Below are 24,816 nucleotides of genomic sequence, written 5' to 3' on the forward strand. Positions count from 1 at the left end.
TTCGGGTCCGTTCGCGACAGGTACGGACGGTCGACGCGGGGAGGTGTCGACAGTGCTAGCCGGCGTGCAGCGAGTGCCGGTGGCCGTCGAGTGGGAAGGGCGGCCGGGCCGGCAACACCTCCTGGAACACGAAGCCGGACTTCTGCGCCACCCGGCAGGACGCCACGTTGTCCACCTGGTGCAGCAGGTCGAGACGCGCCACGTCGGGGAACCGGCCGAACGCCCAGCGGCTCAGCGCGGTGACCGCCCGCGGGGCGACGCCACGGCCGCGTGCCCACGACGCCGTCCAGTAGCCGACCTCCGGGGCTGGGCGCTCCGCCGTGACTCCCTTGAGCACCACGTTGCCCACCAGCCGGGAGCCGTCGGCCTGCTCTTCGAGGACGGCGAAGGTGTACCGCCGCCCGTCGGCCCAGTCGCGCAGCGCGCCTTCCAGCCACCGTCGGGCCTCGGCGGCGTTGGTCACCGGAGCTCTGGTCCAGCGGCGCAGGACCGGATCCCGGTACGCCCGCACCAGCTCATCCAGGTCGTCGGCGCACCACTGACGCAGGGCGACACCCGGCGTCGAGGGCGTGTCGGGTGACCGCGATTCGATCAGCATCGGCACAGTCTGCCGTGGCGGTGGCCCGGCGGTCAGCCCCGACGGCGCCACCGCCGCCACCAGCTACGGCGGGGTCGGCGCGCTGGCGCCAGCACGTCCGCCGCTTCGGTGACGGTTGTGGTGACCTTGGGGCGGGCACGTTCGGCGCGCCAGCGGCGGATCACGTCCTCGGTGTTCACCGGACGCACCGCGACCCGGGGGCCGTCGTCGGGGAAGCGCAGCCACGCCACGATCTGCGCGTTCAGCTGTCCCACGAAGTCGCGGACGGACTGTTCGGTGGGCAGGTCACGGACTTCGTCGGGGACCTGCTCGATGCGTCGGCGCAGTTGCAGCGACGTGGGCAGGAGCAGGTCACTGGGGAGCGCCTCGCGCTCCAGGAAGCTCTTGATCCACCACGCCTCGTCATACGGCGCCCCCCGACCGGGGATCGGCTTGCCCATGCCGGGCAGGCGGTCGAACTCGCCGCGCTGAACGGCATCCTGGATCTTCGCCTCTACTGACGCTTTCCACGCCTCGGTCACCGTGCGGCACCTCCCTGGCCACCGTAACGCGCCGCCTGCGGCCGGCGACACGCCCTTGCCAGGGGTCAGCACGCCCGCGACAGTGAGCATTCCCGCCCACGGTGCTGCCGCCGCACCGAACGCGAGTGGATCACTGCGGATCGCAGGCCACGGCCTGCCAGGTGGCCCTGGGTGGGGACGTTCATTCCGATTACGGTCGGTGAGGGATCCATCGGACGGGGGAAGCGTCATGGTGAGTACGGGTGCACTGCTGGGCATCGCGCTGGTGGCGTTGGGGCTGGTGCTCACGCCCGGCCCGAACATGGTCTATCTGGTCTCCCGCTCGGTGGCGCAGGGCCGCCGTGCCGGGCTCATCTCGCTGCTCGGGGTCGCCGCCGGCTTCGGCGTCTACCTGGCGGCGGCGGTCGCCGGCCTGGCCACCGTCTTCGTCCTGGTGCCGACGCTGTACGCGGTGGTGAAGCTGGCCGGCGCCGGCTACCTGCTCTGGCTGGCCTGGCGGACGCTGCGTCCGGGTGGGCAGTCACCGTTCCGGCCCGCGCCGCTGCCACCGGACCCGCCCCGGCGGCTGTTCACCATGGGCCTGGTCACCAACCTGCTGAACCCGAAGATCGCGATCCTCTACGTGTCGCTGTTACCGCAGTTCATCGACCCGACGCGGGGGCACCTGGCCGCGCAGAGCCTGCTGCTCGGTCTGACCCAGATCATCGTGGCGCTGAGCGTGAACGCGATGATCGTGCTCAGCGCCGGCGCCCTCGCGGGGTTCTTCGCCCGCCGGCCGGTGTGGTTGCGGGTGCAGCGGTGGGTCACCGGCACCGCGCTCGCGGCGCTGGCCGTGCGCATCGCCGCCGACCGCTCGCGCGCTGCCGTCGCCACGCCCTGACCCCGGGCGGTCAGCGCCCGCGGTGGCGGCCGAGCATCCCCGCGGCCAGCGGCGCGGCGTCCAGGTCACCGGCGGCGAGGCGGGCGGCGAGGGTACGGCGTACCAGCCGGTCGGCCAGCGCGGGCGCGTGCCGGCCGACGGCCATCTCCAGCCGACCGCGTGCGGTGGTCGCCACGTCCCGGGGCGCCCGCCGGGCGGTGGCGGTCCGCAGGATCGCCGCGACCACTCCTTCGACGGGCTCGGGGCGCGACACCCCTCGCAGGGACAGCCCGGCCTCGGCGGTGCTGTCGTGGATCGGTGAGGCGACCATGCTCGGGTAGACGACGCTGACCCCGACGTGGGTGCCCACCTCGTGGCGCAGCGCGTCGGCGTAGGCGACCAGGGCCCGTTTGCTCACCCCGTACGCGGCGGCGAGCGGCAGCGGCAGCACCGCCATCCGGCTGGCCACGAAGATCACCCGTCCGCGTGCGGTGAGCAGTGGGGGCAGCGCGGCGGCGGTGGTACGCCAGGCGGCGAGCAGGTTGACCTCCAACTGCCGGCGGACCACCTCGTCGGGCGGCAACTCGGCCGGCGCGGGACCACCGACACCGGCGTTGTTGATCAGCAGGTCGAGCCCGCCGAGTCGGTCGACGGCGGCCCGCACCCCCGCCGGTACGGCGTCCGGGTCGGTCAGGTCGCAGGCCAGCACCGGCACGTCGCCGTCGGAACTGGCGTGCAGGTCGAGCCCCACCACCCGGGCGCCGGCGGCGCTCAGCGCGGCGCCGAGGTGTCGGCCGAAGGTCCCGCTCGCCCCGGTGACCAGCACCCGCCGACCGGTCAGCGATCTCGTCACCGCCCGGCTCCGCTCGGGGTGGGGCGGGCGCGGCGGGTCCCGACGGTCAACTCCCGGGCCAGCTCTGCCAGGTAGACGTCGAAGTCCACCCGCATCGCCGGGCGGCGCTGACCCCAGCGGGCGGTCGCGGCCCGCAGTTCGGCCCGGCACGCGGCGCGCTGTCGGGCCGGGTCCGGCAGCGTGTACCGGCCGGCGAGGTGCGCCGCGATCAGCTTGGCCTGCGCTTCTACCAGGGGGAACGCGGAGCCGGTGGACTGCATCAACCCGACGAAGCTCAGCCCGGGGGCGTCGGGGTGGAACACGTGCCGGTACAACGGCAGGGTGTCGGCGCCTCCGGCGAGCAACGCCGGGTCGAGGAACGGGACGTCCACCCGGTAGCCGGTGCACCAGATGATCAGGTCGACGGTGTCGCTGCGACCGTCGGTGAACTCCACCCGGTCGCCGTCGAGGGCGGCGACGCCGGGTCGGGCCTCGACGTCACCGTGGGTCAGCCGCGACAGCAACCCGTCGGAGAGCGTCGGGTGGTCCTGCAGGAAGCCGTGCGTCGGCGCGGGCAGCCCGTAGCGGCTGGGGTTGCCGACGGTGGCGCTCAGCATCGTCTGGGTGATGCGTTGGCGCAGACGCCACGGCAGTCGGCGGGCCAACGCCCCGTTGAGGGTGTCCGAGGGTCGTCCCAGCAGGTACTTCGGTACCACCCAGACGCCCCGGCGCAACGACAGCAGGGTGCGGGTGGCGGCGTACGACGCGTCGACGGCGATGTCCATCGCGGAGTTGCCGCCGCCGACGACCAGGACCCGCCGGCCGGCCAACTGCTCCGGACCCCGGTAGTCGTGGCTGTGGATCTGCTCGGCGGTGAAGCTGCCGGGGTAGCCGGGGTCGGGCAGCCGGGGCACCCGGTTGTGCCCGTTGGCGACGACCACGGCGTCGACAGTGACCTCGACCGGGCCGGTCGGGCCGCTGGCGGCCACCGTCCAGGTGCCGTCGGGGTGCTGGGTGACCCGCTGCACGGTGTGCCCCAGCCGGATGCTGTCGGCGAGGCCGAAGCGCGCGGCGTAGTCGGCGAGGTAACCGGCGACACGACTGTGGTCGGGGTAGTCGGGCCAGTCGGTCGGCATCGGGTGGTCGGCGAACTGGGTGCGACCACGGCTGGTGTTGAGGTGCAGCGTGCGGTACGCGGGCGAGTCGGGCGCCCCGTACACCCAGAGGCCACCGACCTGGCCGGCGGCCTCGAAGCCCACCGTCGCCACGTCGACGTCGCGCAGTGCCTTGACCGCGGTGAGCCCGGCGGCACCAGCCCCGATCACCGCCACCCGAGGTGGTACGCCCATTGCCGCCCCCATTTAATCCAACGTCCGATGGATAATCGTCGTACGGCGGCGGCCCGTCAAGGGGTCGGTGATCCGTACAGCCCGTCGAGCAGACGATGCACGAACACCCGGAACTCGCGCCGTTCCCGAGCGCCGGGCGCGCCCGCGGCCAGCGCCACCACATGCCCGTGCGTCGCCCACACCAGACTGCGCACGGTGATATGCGGGGTCGGCTCGGCCAGCGCGCCGGTCGCCGCGGCGGCGGTGAGCAGCTCCGCGACCAGCCGGTACAACGGGTCGGCGTAACGCTGGTCGAGCTCGGCGTGCCGCTGCGGTTCCAACCAGCGGCGCAACCACAGCGCGGTGGTCTCGGGGCGGTCCTCCAGGAAGTCGACGAAGACGTCGACCAGCTCGTGCAGGGCCCGTCGCGCCGCGTCCGGACCGGCGTCGAGGGCGGCGCGGGCCTGCTCGGCGGCCTCGTTGAGGACGTCCCGCTCGGCGGCGAACACCCGGGCGAAGCACGCGTCGTAGAGCGCTGCCTTCGTACCCGTGTGGTGCGCGACAGTGGCGACGTCGACGCCGGCGGCGGCGGCGACCTCCCGCAGCCCGACGGCGTCGAAGCCCCGCTCGGCGAAGAGCGCGGTCGCCGCGGTGAGCACCACCTCGCGGGTCGGCCGGGTCTCGTCGCGGCGGGGCCGACCCGGGCGGCGGCGGGGCATGGTCATGGCGCCATTCTGCCCCTAGAATCCAGCAACCGTTGGATTGCGGAGAGGATGCGGCGATGACCGGGCTGGACCGGCGGCCTGTGGCCGCCACCGAAACGACACTGCCACGCGGCCCGCTGGCGGGCTTCGCGGCCGGCTCGCTCGGCATGGGCGTCTGGGTGACAGTGCCCGGCCTGCTGCTGCTCTACTTCCTCACCGACGTGCTGGCCGTCGCGCCGTGGCTGGCCGGCCTGGCGCTGCTGCTGCCGAAGGTCGCCGACGTGCTGCTGCACCCGTGGGTGGGGCACCGCGCCGACGTCGAGCAGACCCGACGCGGCGACCGTCGTCGCCTGCTGCTGATCGGCTGCGCCCTGCCGGTCGCGTTCGCCGCGCTCTTCGCGGTACCCGGCGGCCTGACCGGCACGCCGGCAGCCGCGTGGGTGGCGGTGTTCTTCATCGCCGGCAACCTGCTCTTCGCCGCCTACCAGGTCCCCTACCTGGCCACCCCGGCCGACCTGCGCATCGGTTATGACGAACGCACCCGGCTGATGGCGTTCCGGATGGTGGTGCTGACCCTGGGCATCCTGGTCTCCGGGCTGCTGGCCCCGCTGCTCACCGGCGGCGACGCCGCGACGCGGGGCGGCTACCAGCGGATGGGCGTGGTCCTGGCCGTGGGGATGCTGGTGGCCATGCTGGTCGGTGTCGCCGGCATCGCCCGGCTGCGCGGGTCCGCGCCGGCCAGCACCGCGCCCGGGCACGGCGGGTGGCGGGCGTTGCGCACGGCGCTGCGCGACAGGCAGTTCCGGTGGCTGGTCGCCGCGTACCTGGCGATGTCCACCACGACCCACCTGGTGCTCGCCGGGGTGCCCTACTACGCCGAGTACGAGTTGCGCGCCCCCGGCCTGACCACGGTGCTGGTGGCCGCGTTCGTGGCGCCGGCACTGCTGGTCACCCCGGCCTGGCTGGTGGTGGCCCGACGCGTCGGCAAGCAGCGGGCGCTGCTCGGCGCGCAGGGCGCGTTCGCGATCGGCTCCCTGGTGCTGGCGGTGGGCCGACCTGCCGGCCTGCCGGTGCTCATCGGCGCGGTGGCGGTGCTCGGGGTGGCGTTCGCCGGCATGCAGCTGTTGCCGTTCTCGATGCTGCCCGACGTGATCCGCAACGCCGGCGGCACCGGGGCCGGCACCTACACCGGGGTGTGGACGGCCACCGAGGCCACCGGCGCGGCCCTGGGGCCGTACGCGTACGCGCTGTGCCTGACCGTGGGTGGTTTCGTGGCCTCCACGGCCGGTGAGTCACCGGTGCAGCCGGACGCCGCGCTCGCGGCGGTCCGCTACGGCTTCGGGTTGCTGCCGGCGGTGGCGATGCTGGCGGCGGTGCTGCTGCAACGCCGCTACACCCTGGACACGACGGCCCGGGCGGCGAGCTGATCGGCCGGCACTAGACTTCGCCCTCGATGGACGCCCAGCCCAGCACCACCGAGACCCGCCCGTGCGCCCACTGTGGAGCGCCGGTGCCGCAGCGCGTCGGCGCGGGTCGACCGTTTCGCTACTGCCGCGACAACGACGGTGCCTGCCAGCGCGCCTCGCGCAACAGCCGGATGCGCCACCGCAACGCCCCCGGTCTGCCCGGGCAGGTGGCCCGCACCTGGGAGGCGGTGGACCGGCTCGACCAGATCGTCGAGACGTTGACCGAGTCGCTGCACGCCGAGTTGTCCCCGGTGGGTGTGCAGCGGCAGCTCGCGCAGGTCCGCGCGGAGGCCGCCAGCGAGGTCGCGGCGGCGCAGACCGAACGCGACGAGGCCCGCGACGACGCCGACAACGCGGCGGCCGACGCGGCGCGCGCCCGCGAGCTGGCCCGCGAGGCCCGCGCCGAGGCCGACGACGCCCGCCACCGCGCCGAGCTGGCCCAGCGGCAGGGCACCGCCGCCGACGAGCGGGCACAGCACGCCGAGGCCGCCCGCGACCAGGCGCGCCACGACGCCAGCGCCGCCGAGGCGCTGCGCGCCCAGGCCGAACGCGACCGCGACCAGGCCCGCACCGAGGCACGGGACCTGCGCACGGAGCGCGACGCCGAACGGCAGCGGGTGGCCGACCTGAGCGTGGAACGCGACGCGCTGCGCGCCGAGGCCGACCGGGCCAGCCGGGCCGCCGCCGAGGCGACCGAGCGGGCCGGGCGGTGGCAGGCCGAGGTGCAGGACGTCCGGCGCCAGATCGAGCAGTCGCGCGCCGACGCGGCGCGGACCCGCGCCGAGGCCGCGGACGCCGCCCGCGCGCGCGAGCACGCCGACCGGGCCCGCGACCGCGCCGAGGTCGCCGCCCGGCAGGCCGACGACGCCCGGCAGGAGGCCGCCGAGGTCGCGGCGCGGCTGCGCGCGGAGGTGGCGGCCCTGGCCGCCCAGCGCGACACGCTCACCGCCGAGCTGACCGTGGCCCGGCAGGCCGCGGCGACCGCCGAGGGTCACCGCACCGCCCTGACGGTACGACTCGACGCCGCCGAGACCGACCGGGATCTCGCGCAGCGGCGGGTGGCGCAGCTCGGTGACCAGGTCAGCGACCTGGCGTTGGCGCTGGCCCGCCTCGGCGCCACCAGTGCCAAGGACGCCACCTGACGATCGTGGCGCAACCTTCGGTAGGCTCAAGCGGTTAACCACCCCGGTGGCAGCGGACACGCACCGCCGTCCCGACCCGCCTGGGGATCACCTCACCGGGTGAGCGTCCCGGCCGGCTACCCTTGGTCCCGGCCCACCCGTGGACGCCTCACGCCCTCGGGCGGGAATGGCTCGACGGGGACGCACCGTTACACCCAGAAGACCAGCACCACGAACGAGGGGAAGTCGATCATGGGCGAGCGTATGCTGCGCGGAAGCCGCCTTGGCGCGGTGAGCTATGAATCCGACCGCAACACGGAGCTCGCGCCGCGTCAGACCCGCGAGTACCTCTGCGCCAAGGGCCACCAGTTCGAGGTGCCGTTCGCCGTCGACGCCGAGGTCCCGACGACCTGGGAATGCAAGTTCGACGGCAGCGTCGCCCGACTCGTCGACGGCAACGAGCCGGAGCAGAAGAAGGCCAAGCCCCCGCGTACCCACTGGGACATGCTTCTGGAGCGGCGTTCCATCGCCGAGCTGGAGGACATCCTGGAGGAACGCCTGCAGGAGGTTCGGACCCGCCGCGGCCGCGCCTGAGCCGCACGACGTACGACGACGGCGCCCCCGGGGTTCTCCCCGGGGGCGTCGTCGTGTCTGCGTGTGGGGTGGTGTCAGTGCCGGCCGGGTTCGACGATCTCGCCCTCGATGGCGCGACCGCCGTCGACCACCACGGGCTGTTCCGGCTGCGGTGTCGGTTGCGGCGCACCCTGGCGCACCCGCACCGTGCGGGGCCCGAACAGGTCACCGGCGACCATCGACGACACCCGCCGCTCGGTGGCGCGGCGCACCCCGACGCGGGCCAGTCGACGCACCGGCGGCACCAACAGCAGCAACCCGACCAGCCCACTGACCAGGCCGGGCACCGCCAGCAACAGTGCCCCGGCCAGCCCGACCAGCCCGTCGGTCACCTGCCCACCCGGGGGTTGCCCGGCCGACGCCGCGGCCCGGAACCCACGCCAGGCGCGCATCCCCTCGCGGCGCAGCAGGACCAGCCCCAGCAGGGACGCGGCGAACACCAGCAACACCGCCGCGCCGAACCCCAGCGCCCGTCCCACGCCGACGAACACCGCCAGCTCCAGCACCACCGCCAGCAACAGGGCCAACGGTACGAACCTCAGTCCTCGGCGCATCTCACCTCATCGCCATTCCTGCGGACACCACGGACGTGTTCCGCTCATCCAGCATGACACGGCCGCGCCCACGGCCACCGTGCCCGACCCTCACGGCCACCGTGCCTGGCCGGTGGCGGTGCCGTGCAGGCCCCGGCGTACCGCCTGGCGCCGGTCGCGCACCCCCCAGGCGGTGATCCGCCACAGCGCCTCGGCCACGATCTTCGGGCTCATCTTGCTGTCGCCGCGCTCCCGCTCGGCGAAGGTGATCGGGACCTCGACGATCCGTACCCCGGCCCGGTGCGCCAGCCGCGACAGCTCCACCTGGAACGAGTAGCCCTGCGAGGTCACCGACTCCAGGTCGATGGCGTCCAACGCGCTGATCCGGTACACCCGGTAACCGCCGGTGGCGTCCGAGACGGGCATGCCCAGCGCCAGGCGCGCGTACAGGTTGCCGCCGCGTGACAGCAACAGCCGTCGCAGCGGCCAGTTGAGCACCCGCGCGCCACTGGTCCACCGGGAGCCGATCACCACGTCGGCGTCGCGGGCGGCGTCCAGCAGCGCCGGCAGGTCCTCCGGGGCGTGCGAGCCGTCGGCGTCCATCTCCACGACCGCCTGGTAGCCACGCTCGCGCGCCCATCCGAACCCGGCCAGGTACGCCGCGCCGAGGCCCTCCTTGCCCTGGCGGTGCAGCACCTGCACGTGCGCGTCGCCGTCGGCGAGGGCGTCGGCGATCGCGCCGGTGCCGTCGGGGCTGTTGTCGTCGGCGATGAGGATCCGCACCGCCGGGGCGGCCCGCCGGACGCGGCCCACGATCACGGCGATGTTGTCGGCCTCGTTGTAGGTGGGGATCACCACCAGCACCCGGCCCACCCCGGGCACCTCGTCCGCGCGTCGGATCGTATCGGTCGCCTGGATCACGGTTCCTCCGCTCCCGCCGGCGTACCGGCTGTTGCTATCCGGGCCTGACCCGCTGCCGCCGGCGCAGCACCGCCGCGCCGACCAGGGCCGCCGCGGCCAGCGCGGCGAGCGCCACCTCGGGCCACCAGCCGAGGCGGGTGGCGAGGGTGCGTCCGTCGTCGAGCCGCAACTGCCGCACCACGACCTCCCGGGTGTTGAACCCGGTGGCATCGCTTACCCGCCCGTCGGGTGCGACGAACCCGGACACCCCGACCGTTGAGGCCATCAACGCCGGCCGTCCGTGCTCCACCGCCCGCAGCCGCACCATGGCCATCTGCTGGCGGGCCTCCGCCACGTCGAAGGTGGCGTTGTTGGTCTGCACCACCAGCAGTTGCGCGCCGCCGGTGACGGTGTCGCGGACCACCTCGTCGTAGGCGACCTCGAAGCAGATCACGTCACCGAGCACGGTGGGGCCGGCGCGTACCACGCCCGGGGTGCTTCCGGGCACGAAGTCGTTGCGGATCAGGTCGACCTTCTTGCTGACCATCCGGGCCACGTCGCGCAGCGGCACGTACTCGGCGAACGGCACCGGGTGGCGTTTCGTGTACAGCTGCTCGAGGTCAGCGCCGGTGCCGGGGTGCCACAGGATGCCCGCGTTGCGGACCTGCCCGGCGTCGGGGCCCAGCAGCACCGCGCCGACCAGGATCGGCGCGCCGATGGTGTCGGCGGCCTGGGAGATGCGCGCCCCGGCGGTGGGGTTGCGCAGCGGGTCGATGTCGCTGGAGTTCTCCGGCCACACCACCAGGTCGGGTCGCCGTTGTTGCCCGGCGGCGACCCGCTCGGCCAGTTCGATGGTGGCGTCGACGTGGTTGTTGAGCACCGCCTGCCGTTGGGCGTTGAAGTCCAGGCCCAGCCGGGGCACGTTGCCCTGCACGATCGCCACGGTCACGTCCGCGCCGGACCCGGCGGAGGCGACCGGCACCAGCAGCGCCCCGGCGGTCAGCGCGACGGCCACGACGGCCGGTACGGCCACCGGCGCCCAGCGACCCCCGGCGGCACCCCCGGTGCGTGCGGGGCCGTCCAGCGGGCTGTCAGCGCCCGGCGCGGCGTCGCTCGCCGTGGTGGGCTCGGGTGCGTGGTGCTGGGCGGTGGCCCAGCCCCGCCAGACGGCGGTGACCAGCAACCCGCCGATGAGGGCCACGACGAAGGTGACCAACGGGGCGCCGCCCAGCGCGGCCAGCCGCAGCAGCGGCGAGTCGTCCTGGCTGAACGCCAACCGCCCCCACGGGAACCCGCCGAACGGGGTGCGGTCGCGCAGCGCCTCCTGCCCGACCCAGAGCAGCCCGGTCAGCGCCGGCCAGGCCCAGCGGGCGCGGTCGACCAGCGGCGACACCCAGGCGGTGGCAGTGCCCAGCAACGCCAGGTAGCCGGCCTGCAGCAGCGTCAGCAGCACCCACGGCAGGTAGCCGGTGTGCAGGTTCGTCCAGGCCAGCAGCGGGGCGAAGAACGCCAACCCGGTCAGGAAGCCCAGACCGGCGCCGGCGCGCAACCGCCGCCGGTGCGCGGCGGCGGCCAGCAACGCCACCCCGACCGGCGCGAGCGGCCACACCCCGTACGGGGGGAACGCCACCAGCAGGGCCAGCCCGGCGGCCACGGCCAGGGGCACGGCGACCCGCAGCGGCAGGGGGCGACCCACGACGGCCGGCGCGCTGATCACCGTGGGGGCGGGTGTCTCATCCCGGTCCAGCATCGTCACCGCAGCTTCACCTCGATCACCCGGCGAAGGCTACCCGCCTGACGGTCCCGCTGGCCGGGCCCCCTGTTCGCCGATCGTGCACTTCCGGTGCCGACACAAGGGGCATTCCTGCCCACATCAACGACGGAAACCGCAAGATCGCCGGGAGCGTGTGGGGGAAGCACGACATGAAATCGGGGCGCGGCTTTCGCCGCGCCCCGATGCTCCCAGGCCCTTCCCGGCCGGTGTGGCGAGGATGGGGCACGACGACCTTCGGACCGACCGGACGTGGACTGGCTGCCCCCGCCGGGCCGTTGTCTACTGGCCGTGCACCTCACCCTGCCCGTACACCGGTAACCGCGGCCGGTTCGCGCCGCCCCGCCGACCCCCGCCCGCTGGACCTGGCCGCCGCGACGATGACGCTCGAACATGTCGCTCGGCCAGCGGACGAAGGGACGAAGCGAACAACAGCCGCTTCCCGTGGTAGGACTCAAAGACGGTACGTGCCGACCCCCGTCGGTTGTCAACCCGCAGCCGGCCTGTCGTGTGTTGCGACACGGCGTGTCGGGTCGGCGAGTCTCAATGCGTACGCAGGTGCTCACGTAGCAGCGCCTGCGCGGCCGCCCGGTGCTCCTCGGCGAGCAGCCCTCCGGCGGCCAGCACGTAGTCGGCGTCGACCACCGCGGCGGCGGCGCGCGGCAGCGCCCACCCGCCGGCGTGGTCGGCCAGGACCGCCGTCAGCACCTGCCCGGACACATCGGCCGGCGAGTGCCGCAGCACCCCACCGGAGCCCACCAGCATCCGCACGTCGCGCAGGTCCCGCCCGGCGCGCTCACCGGTGGCGGCGCCCCGGGCGTGCCGGCGCAGCGCCACCGTCGCGGCGAGGGTGGCGATGCGCCGGTCCACGGCCCGCTCGACGTCGTCGACGGCCAGGAACGCCGGGTCGGCCGCCCGGCGCGCCACGGCGGCACCCAGGTCGTCGGCTTCGCCGTCGGTGAGCAGCCGTTCCTCGGCGGCGGCCCGCACCACCCCGGGGGCGCTCCACCGCATGCCCAGATCGCCCTCCACGGTGCGGGCCCGCCACAGACTGCCGGCGACCTCCCGGCCCGGCCCGGTGGCCCGCTCGTCGGGCGTGAGCACCGAGTACACGTCGGTGGTGGCCCCACCCACGTCGACCACCGCCAGATCACCGCCGAGGGTGTCGGCGAGCACCTCCACACCGGTGAGCACCGCGTCGGGGGTGGCCGCCCGCACCAACCGCGCGAACCGGGCGCCCCGTGACAGTCGTTTACCACCGATGACGTGGCGCAGGAACACCGCGCGGATCGCCGCCCGCGCCGACGCCGGGGCGAGCACCCCGATGCGCGGCAGGACGTTGTCGGCGTCGGTGACCGGCACCCCGGCGTCGCGCAGCAGCCCGGTCAGCTGCTCGCGCACGTCGGCGTTGCCCGCGTACACGACGGGCCGCCGCCACCGGGCCCGGGCCAGGCGGGTGGCGTTGTGGGTGATCGTGTCGGCGTCGCCGCCGTCGGTGCCGCCCACGAGCAGCACCACGTCGGGGCGGGCCGCCCGCAACGCCGTCAGGTCGGCCGCGCCGAGCCGCCCGGCCGCGACGTGCACCACGTGCGCGCCGGCGGACAACCCGACCCGCCGGCCGGCCTGCGCGGTGACCAGCGGCTCGTAGCCGATCACGGCCAGCCGCAACCCACCCCCGGCCGACGAGCACACGTACCAGGGAACGTCGCGCACACCGAGCCCGGCGGTGGCCGCCGCGACCGCGGCGTCCAGGCCGTGCAGCACGTCGGTGCCCACCGTGGTGGGCGCCGACGCCGCGCCGGCCAGGACACCGCCGGCCAGGTCCACCACCGCCACCTTCGTGTACGTGGAACCCACGTCGGCGCAGACCGCCAGGGTCACGACGCGGCGGGAACGACCACGGTGCCGGTCGCGGTGACCGCCACGATCGGCGGATCGAGGACCTCCGCGGCGGACGCGGAACGGTCCGGGCGACCCCGGCACACCACCGCGCAGCTCAGCTCCAGGGTGCGGCTGCGGCTGCCCACCCGCGACACCCGCGCGGTGACCTCGACCACGTCCCCGGCGTGCACCGGCGCGTGGAAACGCACATCGGCGTACCCGGCGAACAGGCCCTCGTCGCCGTCGGTGCGGATGCACACCTCCGTGGCGACGTCGCCGAACAACCCGAGGGCGTACGCCCCGTCGACGAGGTTGCCGGCGTAGTGGGCGTGCGAGTACGGCACATACCGCCGGTGTGTCACCGTCAACCCGAGCCGTGCGTCGGTCATGCCATCGCCTTCCGTTGCGTGATCAGGGCGTGCACGAGGTAGCTGGCCACCTCGCCGGGCGTGGTGCCCCGACCGAAGATCCGGTCCACGCCCAACTCGTCGGTCATCGTCTCGTCGAAGCGGGGACCACCGACGATCAGCAGCGGACGCCGCCCCGCCGGCATCGCCTCCCGGAACGCCGCCGACATCTCCCGGGTGTTGTGCAGGTGCGCGTCGCGTTGGGTGACCACCTGCGACACGAGCACCGCGTCGGCCTTCTCCGCCCGGGCGGTCTCCACCAGCTCCGGCACGCTGACCTGCGCGCCCATGTTGGTGACCTTCAACTCCCGGTAGTACTCCAGGCCCTTCTCGCCCGCGATGCCCTTGACGTTGAGGATCGCGTCGATGCCCACCGTGTGCGCGTCGGTGCCGATGCACGCACCGACCACTGACAGCTTGCGCCGCAACCGCTGCTTGATCACCGTGTTGACGTCCTTCGCCGACAGCAGCGCGAAGTCCCGTTCCACCACCTGCACGGCGTTGAGGTCGACCAGGTGGTTGACCCGCCCGTACACGACGAAGAACGTGAACCCGTCACCCATCGGCTTGGCGTGCACCACCATCGCCGGGTCCATGCCCATCTTGTTGGCCAACTGCACCGCCGCGCCCTCGGCGCGCTTGTCGTGGGTCACCGGCAGGGTGAACGACACCTGCACCATGCCGTCACCGGTGGTGTCCCCGTACGGTCGCACGATCGCCTTGCCGCTGTGCTCGCTACTGTGCTGGCCGGTTCGCTCGCTGTGCTCGCTCACGCCGCCGCCTCCAGGATGTCGGTGGCCGGGTTGCAGTAGTCGGCCTCGTGCGCGGCGACCCCGTCGAGGCCCTTGCCGCGGTCCGCGGGCCGCTTCATGATCCCGAAGGTGCCCTCGGCGATCGCCGTGAGCAGCGTCTGCTCCCCGATGCGATCCAGCAGATCGAGGGCCTCACCGAGGACCTGGTTGGCGCGGCGGCGGATGAACCCGCCCGGCGCGGGCACGAAGTCCTCGTGCAACCCACCGGCGGCACCCAGCACGTAGCGCACGTTCTGCAGGGCGATGTCCCGGTCGGACAACCACGGCGTCACCACCGCCTCGGTCATCATCCCCACCAGCAGGATGCCCTGACCGGTCATCGCGCCGGCCAGGTTGAAGAACCCGTCGAGCAGGTTGCCCCGGAACACGTCACCGGTCATGTGCTTCGTCGGGGGCATCCACTTCAACGGCGCGTCGGGGAACAACTCCCGGGCCAGCAACGCGTGCGCCAACTCCAACCGGAACGACTCCGGCACCTCCGGGTTGATCTCGAACGCGTGCCCCAACCCCAACTGCCAGTCCGCCAACCCCGCCTCGTGTGCGAAGAACTCGTTGAGCAGCTGCGACACCGTCACCGTGTGCGCCTCGTCCACCGCGTCGGCGGTGGTCAGGTAGTTGTCCTCACCGGTGTTGATGATGATCCCGGCGCGGGCGTGCACCTGCCGGGAGAACCGCTGGTCGACGAACGTGCGCACCGGGTTGATGTCGCGGAACAGGATCCCGTACATCGAGTCGTTCAACATCATGTCGAGGCGTTCCAACCCGGCCAGGGTCGCCATCTCCGGCATACACAGCCCGGACGCGTAGTTGGTCAACCGCACGTAGCGGCCCACCTCCTTCGACGACTCGTCCAACGCCGCACGCATCAGCCGGAAGTTCTCCTGCGTGGCGTACGTGCCGGCGAAGCCCTCCCGGGTCGCGCCCTCGGGCACGTAGTCCAGCAACGACTGCCCGGTGGAACGGATCACCGCGATCACGTCCGCGCCGGCGCGCGCCGCCGCCTGCGCCTGCGGAATGTCCTCGTAAATGTCGCCGGTGGCGACGATCAGGTAGATCCACGGCCGCTGCGCCGGGTCGCCGTGGCGCTTCACCAGCCGGTCCCGCTCGGCGCGCCGCCGGTCGATGCGCCGGATACCCGCGCCGACGGCCTTACGCGCCGCCGACCGGGCCGCCGTGGCCGCCCGCCCGGTCGGCTGGGTGAACCGCACCGACCCGGCGGCGGCCTTCTGCGCCAGCAACGTCACGTCGGTGCTGCCCTCGCGCACCAGGGCGTCGAACACCGGCATTGCCACCCCGTGACCCAACCCCACATCCGCGGCGACCGCCTCGACGAGCCGGTTCACCCACGGAATGCCATCCGGGTCGGCGCCGGTCACCCCGGCCAACCGCAGGACCGCCCGCTCCACCGACACGGTGGTGTGGCTGCGGGCCAGGTCCACCACCGGCTGCCCGGCCCGACGCGCCAACTCCCGCGCCCGCGCCACCAGCACCGGATCAAGATCAAGCTTCCCGGTCATGATGACCCTTCCTCGTAGATGACCTCACCGCGCAGCACCAGACGCCGACACACCGGCAACGGCGTCGGGTCCTGCGGACCCCGCGCCTCCGGGTCCTCGGCCTGCAACACCGGCAGACCCCGCTCCACCCCCGCCGGCGTCGACCACACCGCGAACGTCGCGGGCGCACCCAACGCCAGGACCCCCTCGACGTCCAGGTGCACCGCCCGCCACCCGCCCCGGGTGTGCGCCGCGAACGCCGACCGCACACCCATCCGCTGCGCCGGGTTGTGGTGCGCGACCGCCGCCCGCACCGACCCCCACGGGTCCAGCGGCGTCACCGGCGAATCCGACCCGAACGCCAACGCCACCCCCACCGAGTGCATCGCACCCATCGGGTTCGACTCCAACGACCGGTCCAACCCCAACCGCGCCTCGTACATCCGGCCCGCACCACCCCACAACCGGTCGAACGCCGGCTGCATGCTCGCCACCACCCCGTACTCCACGAACCGCGCGATCAACGCCTTGCTCATGATCTCCGCGTGTTCGATGCGGTGCCGGGCCGCGCGCAACCGCTCCACCCCCACCGTCCGCGCCGCCGCCGCGAACCCGTCCAGGACGGTGCCGATCGCCGCGTCACCGATGGCGTGGAAACCGCCCTGCATGCCGTGCGCCGCGCAGTCCAGCAGGTGATCACGCACCTGCTCGACCGACAGGTACCCGTGCCCGCAACCCTCACCGTCGCCGTACGGCTGCGACACGTGCGCCGTACGCGACCCCAACGCCCCGTCGGCGAACAAATCCCCACCGGCGCCGACCGCGCCCAACTCCCGGGCCCGCGCCGCACCACCCAACTCACCCCAGTACCCGTACACCTCCGGCAGGCCCGCGCCCGAGATGCCCAGCAGACCGGTGAAGTCCTCCTCGTCGGAGATCTCCGGGCCACCACACTCGTGCACCGCCGCGATCCCCAACGACGCAGCATGGGCCAGAGCCACCCGCTGCGCCCCGACCCGCTGCGCCCGACTCACCGACGCCTGCGCGGCCGCCCGCACCACGTGGTGCGCGTCGCGCCGCAACCAGCCCGACGCGTCGTACCCGGGCGCCTGCGCCGCCTGCGGGCACGCCGCCAGCAACGCCGACGACACCAACGCCGAGTGGATCGACGCCTGCGACAGGTACACCCGCCGACCACCGGCGGCCCGGTCCAACGCCGCGGCGTCCGGCAACGTCGGATCCGACCACCCCGACTCGTCCCAGCCGTGCCCGAGCACCACCGCGTCCGCCGGCAGACCCGCCGCGAACCCCGCCACCGCGTCGAGCAACTGCCCCGCCGAGCGCACCCCGGACAACGACAACCCGGACAACGTCAACCCGGTGTCGGTGGCGTGCACGTGCGCGTCGACGAACGCCGGCGTCACCAACGCCCCGCCCAGGTCCACCACCCGGTCGGCCGGCGGCGCGTCACCGTCGGTCCCCAACCAGGCAATCCGCCCACCGGACACCAGCAGCGCGGTGGCGCTCGGGTCGGCGGGGCAGTGCAGCACGCCGCCGCGGTACAACGTCGAGGGGTTCGTCATGACCTCAGTCTGCCGCGACCCGCGCCGCGAACAGCTGACGCACCCCAGGCTCGGCCCGCAACAGCCCCAACGCCAACTCCGCGTGCCCCGGCACGTACCCGTTGCCCACCAGCATCGTCACGTCCGCCGCCAACCCCTCCGCGCCCAAGGCCGCCGCGGAGAAGCTCGTCGCCATGGAGAAAAAAATCACCGTGCCGCCGTCAGCGGTGGCCAGCACCGCCCCGTGCTCACACCCCGGCACGTCCACGCAGACCACCGTCACGTCCGCCGGCACCCCCAACGCGGTGGTCACCGCCGTGGACAGCCCCACCGGGTCGCGCGCGTCGGCCAGCGCCACCACCGACGCCAGGCCGGCGGCCGTCAGCGCGTCGCGCTCCGCCGCCACCGGCACCACCCCGACGGTACGCGCGGCGCCCGCCCGTCGCGCCGCAGCGAGCGACAGCGACCCGCTCTTACCCGCCCCACCGATCACCGCGACCCGCACCGGTGTCGGATCACCGCCACGCCGACGCTCCTCGACGTAGCGCGACACCACCCGGGCGGTCAGCGCGGGCGCACCGCACACATCCAGCACGGCGAGGGACAACTGGGGGTCCTCGTCGTCGGGCAGCACCGCGGCGATGGAGCGCGCGAACAGGATCGCCCACCCCTCACAGGGCACCTGCTCGCTGCGCCCGTCCCAACGGGCCAACCCATCGGTGATCACCAGGGGCGTCAACGTCAACGACACCAGGGTCGCGACCCGCTCCCCCGCCCTGAGGCCCAGCGGGGACCGCCGACCGGCCTCCTCGACGGTGCCGATCAGCATCCCGCCCGACCCGGTCACCGGGTTCTGCATCTTCCCCCGGGTAGCGATGATCTCCAGCACCTCGGCGCGGACCGCGTCACCGTCGCCGCCGTGCTTCTCCGACAACTGCCGGAAGCTCGCCGCGTCCAGGTTGAGCCGCTGCACCCGGATCCGCACCTCGTTCGGCGCGATCGCCGCCGACGTGTCCAGGCGCCAGGCCGCCTGCGGCAGCACCCCCGCCGGTTGCACGACGCGGTGCAGTCCCACCGGTGACGTCACGCCGACCTCCCCTGTCCAGCCGCCCGAAGCCCCGGTCAAGGCTCGCGTAACGGGAAAACTTACGGCAGACTAGTTTCTGTACCGAATATTTTCCAGTAGCCTTCGGGCTTCGATGATCAGCCGCAACACCGAGGAGGGGCCGTGACCCAGACCCAACCGGTTGAGACCGTCCCTCAACCCCGTCACGCCCCGGTCGCCGTACCGACCGCCGGGCAGCCCTACGAATACCACCGCCGCCCCCTGGTCGAACCCGACTGGACCCGGTTCCCCGGCTGGCGCCACGTCACCCGCGACCAGTGGGAATCCGCCCAGTGGCAACGCGTCAACTGCGTCAAGAACATCAAGCAGCTCCGCGCCGTCTTCGGTGACCTGATCGACGAGACCTTCTACGCCGACCTCCAAGCCGACCAGTCGGCAATGGCCACCATGTCCATGCTGGTGCCACCACAAATGATCAACACGATGGTGCCGTTCGCGACCCTCACCACCGAGGCCCTGCTCGCCGACCCCATCCGCCGCTACATGATCCCGGTCGCCTCCGACCGGCGCACCGACTGGCCCTCACACCCCTACGCCAGCCGCGACAGCCTCCACGAGCACGACATGTGGGTCGCCGAAGGGCTCACCCACCGCTACCCCACCAAGGTCCTCGCCGAACTGCTCTCCACCTGCCCCCAGTACTGCGGACACTGCACCCGCATGGACCTCGTCGGCAACTCCACCCCCGCCGTCGACAAACTCAAACTCACCCTCAAGCCCGTCGACCGCTACGACGCCCACATCGCCTACCTCAAGGCCCACCCCGGCGTCCGCGACGTGGTCGTCTCCGGCGGCGACGTGGCCAACGTCCCCTGGCGCAACCTCGAGTCGTACCTCATGCGCCTGCTGGAACTGGAAACGGTCCGCGACATCCGGCTCGCCACCAAGGCCCTCATGGGCCTACCCCAGCACTGGCTGCAACCCGACGTCGTCGAGGGCCTGGAACGCGTCGCCCGCACCGCCGCCCGCCGCGGCGTCAACCTCGCCATCCACACCCACGTCAACCACGCCCAGTCACTCACCCCACTGGTCGCCAAGGCCGCCCAGACCGCCCTCGACGTCGGCGTCCGCGACGTCCGCAACCAGGGCGTCCTCATGCGCGGCGTCAACGCCACCACCCCGGAACTGCTCGACCTCTGCTTCGCCCTCCAAGGCGAAGCCGGCATCCTGCCGTACTACTTCTACATGTGCGACATGATCCCCAACGCCGAACACTGGCGGGTCCCGGTCTGGCACGCCCAACAACTCCAACACGACATCATGGGCTACCTCCCCGGCTACGCCACCCCCCGCATCGTCTGCGACGTCCCCTTCGTCGGTAAGCGCTGGGTGCACATGCTCACCGACTACGACCGTGAGCGCGGCATCTCCTACTGGACGAAGAACTACCGCACCTCCATCGAATCGGCCGACCTGGAGGCGCTCAACAAGCGCTACGCCTACTACGACCCGATCGACACCCTGCCCACCAACGGCCAGCAGTGGTGGCACGACCACCGCGACGACTGACCCACCGACGACGACACCCCCGGGGAGACCACTCCCCGGGGGTGTCGCGCACTCAGTGGTCAGGCGCAGCCCAGACCCTGCGAATAACCGGCCCGCAGCTTCCCGGCCGCGATCTCGTCGGCGTACTCCCAGAACACCTCCGGCCAGTCACCAGCCCGGTCCATGTCCCGCAGCACCCGCCACCCGTGGCTGCTCCGCAGCGCCTCGGCGGCCCGCACAACCCCGGCCTCATCCCCACTCGCCCGCGCCCGCTGCCACTCCGCGATCCACCCACAACCCACCCGCGACGTCACAGCGGCACCGAACTGATAGCGATCGTTGATACCGACGTCAACCAGCGCCGCGACGTCGAAGCCCGGCGGGAGCGGCACGTCCACGAGCACCTCGCCCGCCCGCGCCAACACCCGCTCGGGAGTGACGATCTCCGGCGGAAGCGCACCCAACCACGTACGCGCATCCACCCGGACCACATCCGCGAGGACCCGGGCGAACTCCTCCCGAGACCAGTCACCCCCGGTACGCAACTCGACGAAAACCCCGTCACGGGGACGGAGCAACACCTCGAAGTCGCTGGCGGAATACTCGAACTGGTCACCCGGCCAGCCATCGACCTGCACAGCCTTCGGACGACTGACGTGGAGCCGGTCGGCGTAACGGCCGGCGTAACCGTCAGCCGGATACCAGTCGAACTCCAACTCGCGTCCACCGTTGCGAAAGGTGATGGTCCCCGTCTCCTGGGTGAACCCGTAGACGACCGTCGCCTTCCAGCCGGGCTGGTTGATCAGCAGCCGCGGATTCTTCTCCGCCGCCCGCATCGCCACCGGCGAGTAGACGACCGGAGCACCGGCGCTGGGAGCGGAAGCCACCTCCCCGACCTCCCCGGGCTCGCCCGGCAGAACAGAGACGGCCAGGACGGCGGCAAGGACCACGACCACCGCCGCCACACCAGCGAAGCGACGCACACTCGGTTGCCCTCGCGGTGGTTCCACGAACCGATCGAGCGTCGACTCGGACATGATCTCCCCCAGGAGGGTCTGCTTCATCCCGTCAAGCTGTCCGATGAAATCCCGCCGAGCGGGGTCAGCTTCCCGAACCAGCCGGTCAAGGTGTTCCTCGGTCATCTCTGCTCCTTCCGGGTCGCTGCGGTCAGCACGTCGAGTACATGTCCAGGCGGGCCGAGGTCGTCACCGACCAGTTCGCGCAGCCTGGCTCGCGCCCGCGACAGCCGTGCCCGCACCACGGTGGGACCCACACCCAGGACCGCCGCCACCTCTCGCGGCTGCAAGCCCTCCCACACGGTGAGCATCAACACCTCGCGGTCCAGCTCACCCAGACCCGCCAACGCCGCCCGGACAGCGAGCCGCTCAGGCACCTCACTGCCCGGATCGGCGGCCACCACGACGGCGATCTGCTCACGCAGCCGTTCACCCAACCTCTGCCGGCGAACCCCACCCCGGTGATGATTGGCCAGCACCCGCCGGGCCACGCCGTACAGCCAGAGCCGAGCTTCACCGTCGGCCGGAATGTCATGCCTGCGCCGCCAGGCGACCAGGAAGGTCTCCGCGACGACGTCGGCCCCGTCCTCGGGATGCGCGACGCGCCGCAGCGCGTACGCCAACAACGGCTCGAAGTGCTCAAGATAGACGCGCCGGAAGCGGTCCTCGTAGTACTCAATGCCGGAGCTCACATCCACTCCATGTCCGGCGGGGCCCCAACCGTGACAGCCCTCGACACCCACCTCGCAACGCTCGGCCCCAGCAGCTGCCGGCACAGCCCACAACCACCCACGGCGCTCCCTCAGCGGAATTCTCAATCCGGGAACACCACGCACCGCCGACGACTAGCGCCGACCCCGCCGCCCGCAGCCAGATGGCCGCCCGCACCTACGTGTTCCCGCACTTCCTGCCGCTGCTCGGCGTCACCCTGCCAGCGACCGTCCAGCTCGTCACCACCATCGCGATCCTGGTGCTGATGCTGGCAATGACGCCCGGCGGTCCACCCGCGGCGACGACGAGAGTGCACGGGTCAACGCGGAACGAGCGTGATGCCCTCGGTCGCCTCAGCCGCCGGTCAGCACCTCGGACAACGGCGCCGGCACCAACCCTCGCTCACGCAACCCGGCCAGGATGTGCGGCAACGCCTCATCGGTCATCGCCGCGTTCGCCTCGGTCACATGCATGATCACCACCGAGCCGGGGCGAACATGGTCCAACACCGCCCGTACCAACGGCTTCCACGCCGTCGCGAACGGATCGCCACTGACCACGTCCCCGTCGACCACTGTCACGCCCAGCGGCGCCAACGCGTCCAACGCCGCAGCGTCGTGGCACAACCCGGGAAACCGGAAGTACCGGGTCTGCCGACCGCCGTACGGCGCGATCACCTCGAACGTCTTCGCCACGTCGCGGGCCAGCTCGTCGACCGGCAACCGGGGCAGGTCGTAACAGTCCGCGGTGAACGCCGCGTGCCCGTAGGTGTGGTTGGCCAACTCGAAGCGCGGGTTGCCGGCGATCCGCCGGGTCACGTCCGGATACCGCTGCACCCACTTGCCGGTCAGGAAGAAACTCGCCGGCACCTGCTCCCGCTCCAGCAGGTCGAGGATGCGCAGGTTCGCGTACGACTTCACCCGACCGGCCCGCAGGCTGGCCAACATCCCGTCGGTCATGTCCGCGTCGAAGGTCAGCGCGACCTTGGCGCCGCTGCGCGGCCCGTGATCCACCACCCGCGCCCTGGTCCCGATGGGCGTCGCGCCCGGCACCGTGGCAACCACCACCGGCGGCGACGAGACGCTGGCCGACGGCACCTCCGCAGTAACACTTGTCGACGGCACCGCCGACGGCGCACCGGCCGACGGCGCACCGGCCGGGGGCGACGAGGCCGACGACCCGACGAAGACGGGCCGGTCCGGCGGCGGCACCCGGGACGCCGTACACGCGGCACCACCGACAACGGCCACCGCCGCGAGTACGCCGCACCACAACGGACGAAGCCGACCCCGATTCACGCCGCCGATCATCCCAAACGCGAACCACCCTCACTGCCCCGCCCGCACCCCGACCCGCCCCCGTCTCGCCCCGCCCCTGCCTCGCCGATCTTGCACTTGCGGTCGTCGGATTGAGCGGGATGCCCCAAATGCCGCAACAGAAAGTGCAAGATCGGCGAGGCGGGAAGGCCCTGCTCCGTCGATCATGGGGTTGTGGTGCCTGGTTTGGGTAGGGAAGGGTGCTTGGTCCCACACCGAAACTCCATGATCGACGGAGCAGGGGAGCCGAGACAGGGACCGCAGCGCGACGGGTCCCCGGGCGACGGTGCGCCCGGGGACCCGTGGACCGCTCAGGTCACTTCGTGAAGGAGTCCTTCACGTTGCGACCAGCGTCCTTCATGTTCTGACCGGCCTGCTTGGCGCGCGCGTCGCTCTCCTGGCTGGCGCCCTCGCCACGCATCCGCTCGTTGTCGGTCATGTCGCCGACGCGCTCCCTCGCGGCGCCGGCCATCTGCTCAACCTTGTTCTTTGCCTTCTCGGTGAAGCTCATCGCGCCTCCTCGGTCTGGCGGTTGTCCTGGCTCGCTTGCCCGGTCTCCGGGTGCCGAAACCGGCAGTGCCGGTCGGTACACCCGCTAAAGCATCCTAGGAAGATAGGTAGTGGGAGGTCGGCTGTCGGCACCGACCCACGGTGGTTAACTGACCGCATGGGAGAGCTCCTGCTGATCCGGCACGGCGAGACCACCTGGAGCGCCAGCCTGCGGCACACCTCGTACACCGACCTGGAGCTGACCCCCGACGGCGAGCGACAGGCCCGCACCCTGGCCGCGTTCCTGGCCGGCCGGCGCTTCGTCACCGTGCTGACCAGCCCCCGCTCCCGGGCGCTGCGCACCGCGCAGCTGGCCGGGCTCACCGTCGACGCCGTCGACGAGAACCTCAGCGAGTGGAACTACGGCGAGTACGAGGGTCGCACCACAGTCGACATCCACGACGACGATCCGCACTGGAACATCTGGACCGACGGCTGCCCCGGCGGGGAGTCCCCCGCAGAGGTGGGTGAACGGCTCGACCGGGTGCTGGCCCGCGTCACCCCGCTGCTCGACCGGGGCACCGTGGCGCTGGTCGGGCACGCGCACAGCCTGCGGGTGCTCGGCGCCCGCTGGATCGGCCTGCCCCCGTCCGCCGGTGGGCGGCTACGCCTGGACACCGCCACTGTCAGCGCGCTCGGTCACGAACACGGCCGGCAGGTCATCCTGCGGTGGAACCAGCCGGCTCCTCCGGCGCCCGGGACCGCGACCGACTCGGTGCCGCAGCGCTGATCTTCGGCGGCCGGTTCTCGTACGGCGTGGACAACACCACTGTCGTCCGGGTCGTGACGTTCGCCGAGGTGCGGATCTCCTGGAGCACCCGCTCCAGGTCGGTGGGGCTGGCCACCCGCACCAGCAGCAGGTAGAAGTCCTCCCCCGCCACCGAGTAGCAGGAGTCGATCTCCGGCAGGTGGGCCAGCCGCTCCGGGGCGTCGTCCGGCTGCGACGGATCGAACGGCCGGATCGCCACGAACGCGGTGAGCGGCAGGTCCAGCGCCTCGAACGACACCCGGGCGGCGTACCCCTTGATCACCCCGCGCTGCTCCAGCCGACGGACCCGCTGATGCACGGCGGACACCGACAGCCCCACCCGCTCGGCCAGGTCGGTGTACGACAGACGGCCGTCGGCGGTCAGCGCGGCGACGATAGCGCGGTCGATCTCCTCCACGGCGTGCAACCTACCGGGAA

General features: G+C 72.7%; 25 protein-coding genes. 6 read left to right on the forward strand and 19 right to left on the reverse strand.

Going from position 1 to position 24,816, the window contains the following annotated elements:
- Nucleotides 1-55: 55 nt before the first annotated feature.
- Together ACGF3C_RS27460 and ACGF3C_RS27465 are read right to left on the reverse strand one after the other, a co-directional pair.
- Nucleotides 56-598, reverse strand: coding sequence for a GNAT family N-acetyltransferase (locus tag ACGF3C_RS27460; RefSeq protein ID WP_357233194.1), 543 nt, complete (start codon nt 596-598; stop codon nt 56-58).
- Between the two features lie 32 nt (nt 599-630).
- Nucleotides 631-1,119 (reverse strand): DUF1992 domain-containing protein, encoded by a 489-nt coding sequence (locus ACGF3C_RS27465; protein ID WP_355007473.1) that lies wholly within the window; start codon nt 1,117-1,119, stop codon nt 631-633.
- Between the two features lie 229 nt (nt 1,120-1,348).
- On the opposite strand from ACGF3C_RS27465, the gene ACGF3C_RS27470 reads away from it, so the two are divergent.
- Nucleotides 1,349-1,999, forward strand: a complete 651-nt coding sequence (locus ACGF3C_RS27470; RefSeq protein WP_357233197.1) for a LysE family translocator — start codon at nt 1,349-1,351, stop codon at nt 1,997-1,999.
- 10 nt (nt 2,000-2,009) lie between these two features.
- Here the strand turns inward: ACGF3C_RS27470 and ACGF3C_RS27475 are convergent, their stop codons facing one another.
- Genes ACGF3C_RS27475 through ACGF3C_RS27485 form a run of 3 tightly spaced genes read right to left on the reverse strand, consistent with a single transcriptional unit; the run spans nt 2,010 to nt 4,863 of the window.
- Nucleotides 2,010-2,831 (reverse strand): SDR family NAD(P)-dependent oxidoreductase, encoded by an 822-nt coding sequence (locus tag ACGF3C_RS27475; RefSeq protein ID WP_357233199.1) that lies wholly within the window; start codon nt 2,829-2,831, stop codon nt 2,010-2,012.
- Nucleotides 2,828-4,159: a flavin-containing monooxygenase gene (locus ACGF3C_RS27480; RefSeq protein WP_393226494.1), complete on the reverse strand. Its 1,332-nt coding sequence runs from the start codon at nt 4,157-4,159 to the stop codon at nt 2,828-2,830. Before ACGF3C_RS27480 ends, ACGF3C_RS27475 begins: the two co-directional genes overlap by 4 nt.
- Nucleotides 4,160-4,215: 56 nt before the next feature.
- Entirely contained in the window at nt 4,216-4,863 is a 648-nt protein-coding gene (locus tag ACGF3C_RS27485) for a TetR/AcrR family transcriptional regulator (protein ID WP_393226496.1), read from the reverse strand.
- A 56-nt stretch (nt 4,864-4,919) separates the two neighbouring features.
- On the opposite strand from ACGF3C_RS27485, the gene ACGF3C_RS27490 reads away from it, so the two are divergent.
- The 3 genes from ACGF3C_RS27490 (at nt 4,920) to ACGF3C_RS27500 (ending at nt 8,023) form a co-directional block, all read left to right on the forward strand.
- Complete coding sequence (locus tag ACGF3C_RS27490; protein ID WP_393226498.1) at nt 4,920-6,269, forward strand: MFS transporter; 1,350 nt, start codon at nt 4,920-4,922, stop codon at nt 6,267-6,269.
- Nucleotides 6,270-6,295: 26 nt separating this feature from the next.
- Nucleotides 6,296-7,450: a hypothetical protein gene (locus tag ACGF3C_RS27495; RefSeq protein ID WP_393226500.1), complete on the forward strand. Its 1,155-nt coding sequence runs from the start codon at nt 6,296-6,298 to the stop codon at nt 7,448-7,450.
- A gap of 231 nt (nt 7,451-7,681) precedes the next feature.
- A complete protein-coding gene (locus ACGF3C_RS27500) occupies nt 7,682-8,023 on the forward strand; it encodes an RNA polymerase-binding protein RbpA (protein ID WP_091398247.1) in 342 nt (113 codons plus the stop codon).
- A gap of 74 nt (nt 8,024-8,097) precedes the next feature.
- On the opposite strand, the gene ACGF3C_RS27505 is transcribed toward ACGF3C_RS27500, so the two are convergent.
- The 9 genes from ACGF3C_RS27505 to ACGF3C_RS27545 all read right to left on the reverse strand — a co-directional run bounded on the left by ACGF3C_RS27505 (nt 8,098) and on the right by ACGF3C_RS27545 (nt 18,499).
- On the reverse strand, nt 8,098-8,616 hold the full coding sequence (locus tag ACGF3C_RS27505) for an FxsA family protein (RefSeq protein ID WP_355007467.1): 519 nt from the start codon (nt 8,614-8,616) through the stop codon (nt 8,098-8,100).
- Between the two features lie 90 nt (nt 8,617-8,706).
- Nucleotides 8,707-9,516 (reverse strand): polyprenol monophosphomannose synthase, encoded by an 810-nt coding sequence (locus ACGF3C_RS27510; RefSeq protein ID WP_357234695.1) that lies wholly within the window; start codon nt 9,514-9,516, stop codon nt 8,707-8,709.
- A 34-nt stretch (nt 9,517-9,550) separates the two neighbouring features.
- The gene (gene lnt, locus ACGF3C_RS27515) at nt 9,551-11,245 is read right to left on the reverse strand and encodes an apolipoprotein N-acyltransferase (protein ID WP_393226693.1); all 1,695 of its coding nucleotides are present in this window, start codon (nt 11,243-11,245) and stop codon (nt 9,551-9,553) included.
- Between the two features lie 564 nt (nt 11,246-11,809).
- Complete coding sequence (locus ACGF3C_RS27520) at nt 11,810-13,147, reverse strand: glutamate mutase L (RefSeq protein ID WP_393226502.1); 1,338 nt, start codon at nt 13,145-13,147, stop codon at nt 11,810-11,812.
- Nucleotides 13,144-13,536: a hotdog domain-containing protein gene (locus ACGF3C_RS27525; protein ID WP_357223158.1), complete on the reverse strand. Its 393-nt coding sequence runs from the start codon at nt 13,534-13,536 to the stop codon at nt 13,144-13,146. The genes ACGF3C_RS27520 and ACGF3C_RS27525 overlap by 4 nt, the downstream gene beginning before the upstream one ends.
- Complete coding sequence (locus ACGF3C_RS27530) at nt 13,533-14,327, reverse strand: OAM dimerization domain-containing protein (RefSeq protein ID WP_357223162.1); 795 nt, start codon at nt 14,325-14,327, stop codon at nt 13,533-13,535. Before ACGF3C_RS27530 ends, ACGF3C_RS27525 begins: the two co-directional genes overlap by 4 nt.
- The gene (locus tag ACGF3C_RS27535) at nt 14,324-15,883 is read right to left on the reverse strand and encodes a lysine 5,6-aminomutase subunit alpha (protein ID WP_393226504.1); all 1,560 of its coding nucleotides are present in this window, start codon (nt 15,881-15,883) and stop codon (nt 14,324-14,326) included. The genes ACGF3C_RS27530 and ACGF3C_RS27535 overlap by 4 nt, the downstream gene beginning before the upstream one ends.
- Nucleotides 15,880-17,445 carry an amidohydrolase gene (locus ACGF3C_RS27540; protein ID WP_357223167.1) on the reverse strand — a complete coding sequence of 522 codons (1,566 nt, stop codon included), beginning with the start codon at nt 17,443-17,445 and terminating at the stop codon, nt 15,880-15,882. The genes ACGF3C_RS27535 and ACGF3C_RS27540 overlap by 4 nt, the downstream gene beginning before the upstream one ends.
- Before the next feature lie 4 nt (nt 17,446-17,449).
- Nucleotides 17,450-18,499 carry a zinc-binding alcohol dehydrogenase gene (locus ACGF3C_RS27545; RefSeq protein ID WP_393226695.1) on the reverse strand — a complete coding sequence of 350 codons (1,050 nt, stop codon included), beginning with the start codon at nt 18,497-18,499 and terminating at the stop codon, nt 17,450-17,452.
- Nucleotides 18,500-18,652: 153 nt separating this feature from the next.
- Here ACGF3C_RS27545 and ACGF3C_RS27550 point away from each other — a divergent pair, with 153 nt between their 5' ends.
- Nucleotides 18,653-20,059 (forward strand): lysine 2,3-aminomutase, encoded by a 1,407-nt coding sequence (locus ACGF3C_RS27550; RefSeq protein ID WP_357223170.1) that lies wholly within the window; start codon nt 18,653-18,655, stop codon nt 20,057-20,059.
- Between the two features lie 59 nt (nt 20,060-20,118).
- Here ACGF3C_RS27550 and ACGF3C_RS27555 read toward each other — a convergent pair whose 3' ends face one another.
- The 4 genes from ACGF3C_RS27555 to ACGF3C_RS27570 form a co-directional block, all read right to left on the reverse strand.
- Complete coding sequence (locus ACGF3C_RS27555; protein WP_393226506.1) at nt 20,119-21,102, reverse strand: hypothetical protein; 984 nt, start codon at nt 21,100-21,102, stop codon at nt 20,119-20,121.
- Nucleotides 21,103-21,176: 74 nt separating this feature from the next.
- The gene (locus tag ACGF3C_RS27560; RefSeq protein WP_357223176.1) at nt 21,177-21,746 is read right to left on the reverse strand and encodes an RNA polymerase sigma factor; all 570 of its coding nucleotides are present in this window, start codon (nt 21,744-21,746) and stop codon (nt 21,177-21,179) included.
- A gap of 372 nt (nt 21,747-22,118) precedes the next feature.
- Complete coding sequence (locus ACGF3C_RS27565) at nt 22,119-23,063, reverse strand: polysaccharide deacetylase family protein (RefSeq protein ID WP_393226507.1); 945 nt, start codon at nt 23,061-23,063, stop codon at nt 22,119-22,121.
- A gap of 334 nt (nt 23,064-23,397) precedes the next feature.
- A complete protein-coding gene (locus ACGF3C_RS27570) occupies nt 23,398-23,592 on the reverse strand; it encodes a CsbD family protein (protein ID WP_357223182.1) in 195 nt (64 codons plus the stop codon).
- 156 nt (nt 23,593-23,748) lie between these two features.
- Between ACGF3C_RS27570 and ACGF3C_RS27575 the strand changes: the two genes are divergently transcribed.
- Nucleotides 23,749-24,360 carry a histidine phosphatase family protein gene (locus ACGF3C_RS27575; protein WP_357223185.1) on the forward strand — a complete coding sequence of 204 codons (612 nt, stop codon included), beginning with the start codon at nt 23,749-23,751 and terminating at the stop codon, nt 24,358-24,360.
- Here ACGF3C_RS27575 and ACGF3C_RS27580 read toward each other — a convergent pair.
- Nucleotides 24,290-24,796 carry an Lrp/AsnC family transcriptional regulator gene (locus ACGF3C_RS27580; protein ID WP_355430675.1) on the reverse strand — a complete coding sequence of 169 codons (507 nt, stop codon included), beginning with the start codon at nt 24,794-24,796 and terminating at the stop codon, nt 24,290-24,292. The two genes, ACGF3C_RS27575 and ACGF3C_RS27580, sit on opposite strands and share 71 nt — an antisense overlap.
- Nucleotides 24,797-24,816 lie beyond the last annotated feature (20 nt).

Origin of the sequence: Micromonospora sp. NPDC047762 (assembly GCF_043204655.1) — a bacterium.
Classification (GTDB): Bacteria; Actinomycetota; Actinomycetes; order Mycobacteriales; family Micromonosporaceae; genus Micromonospora.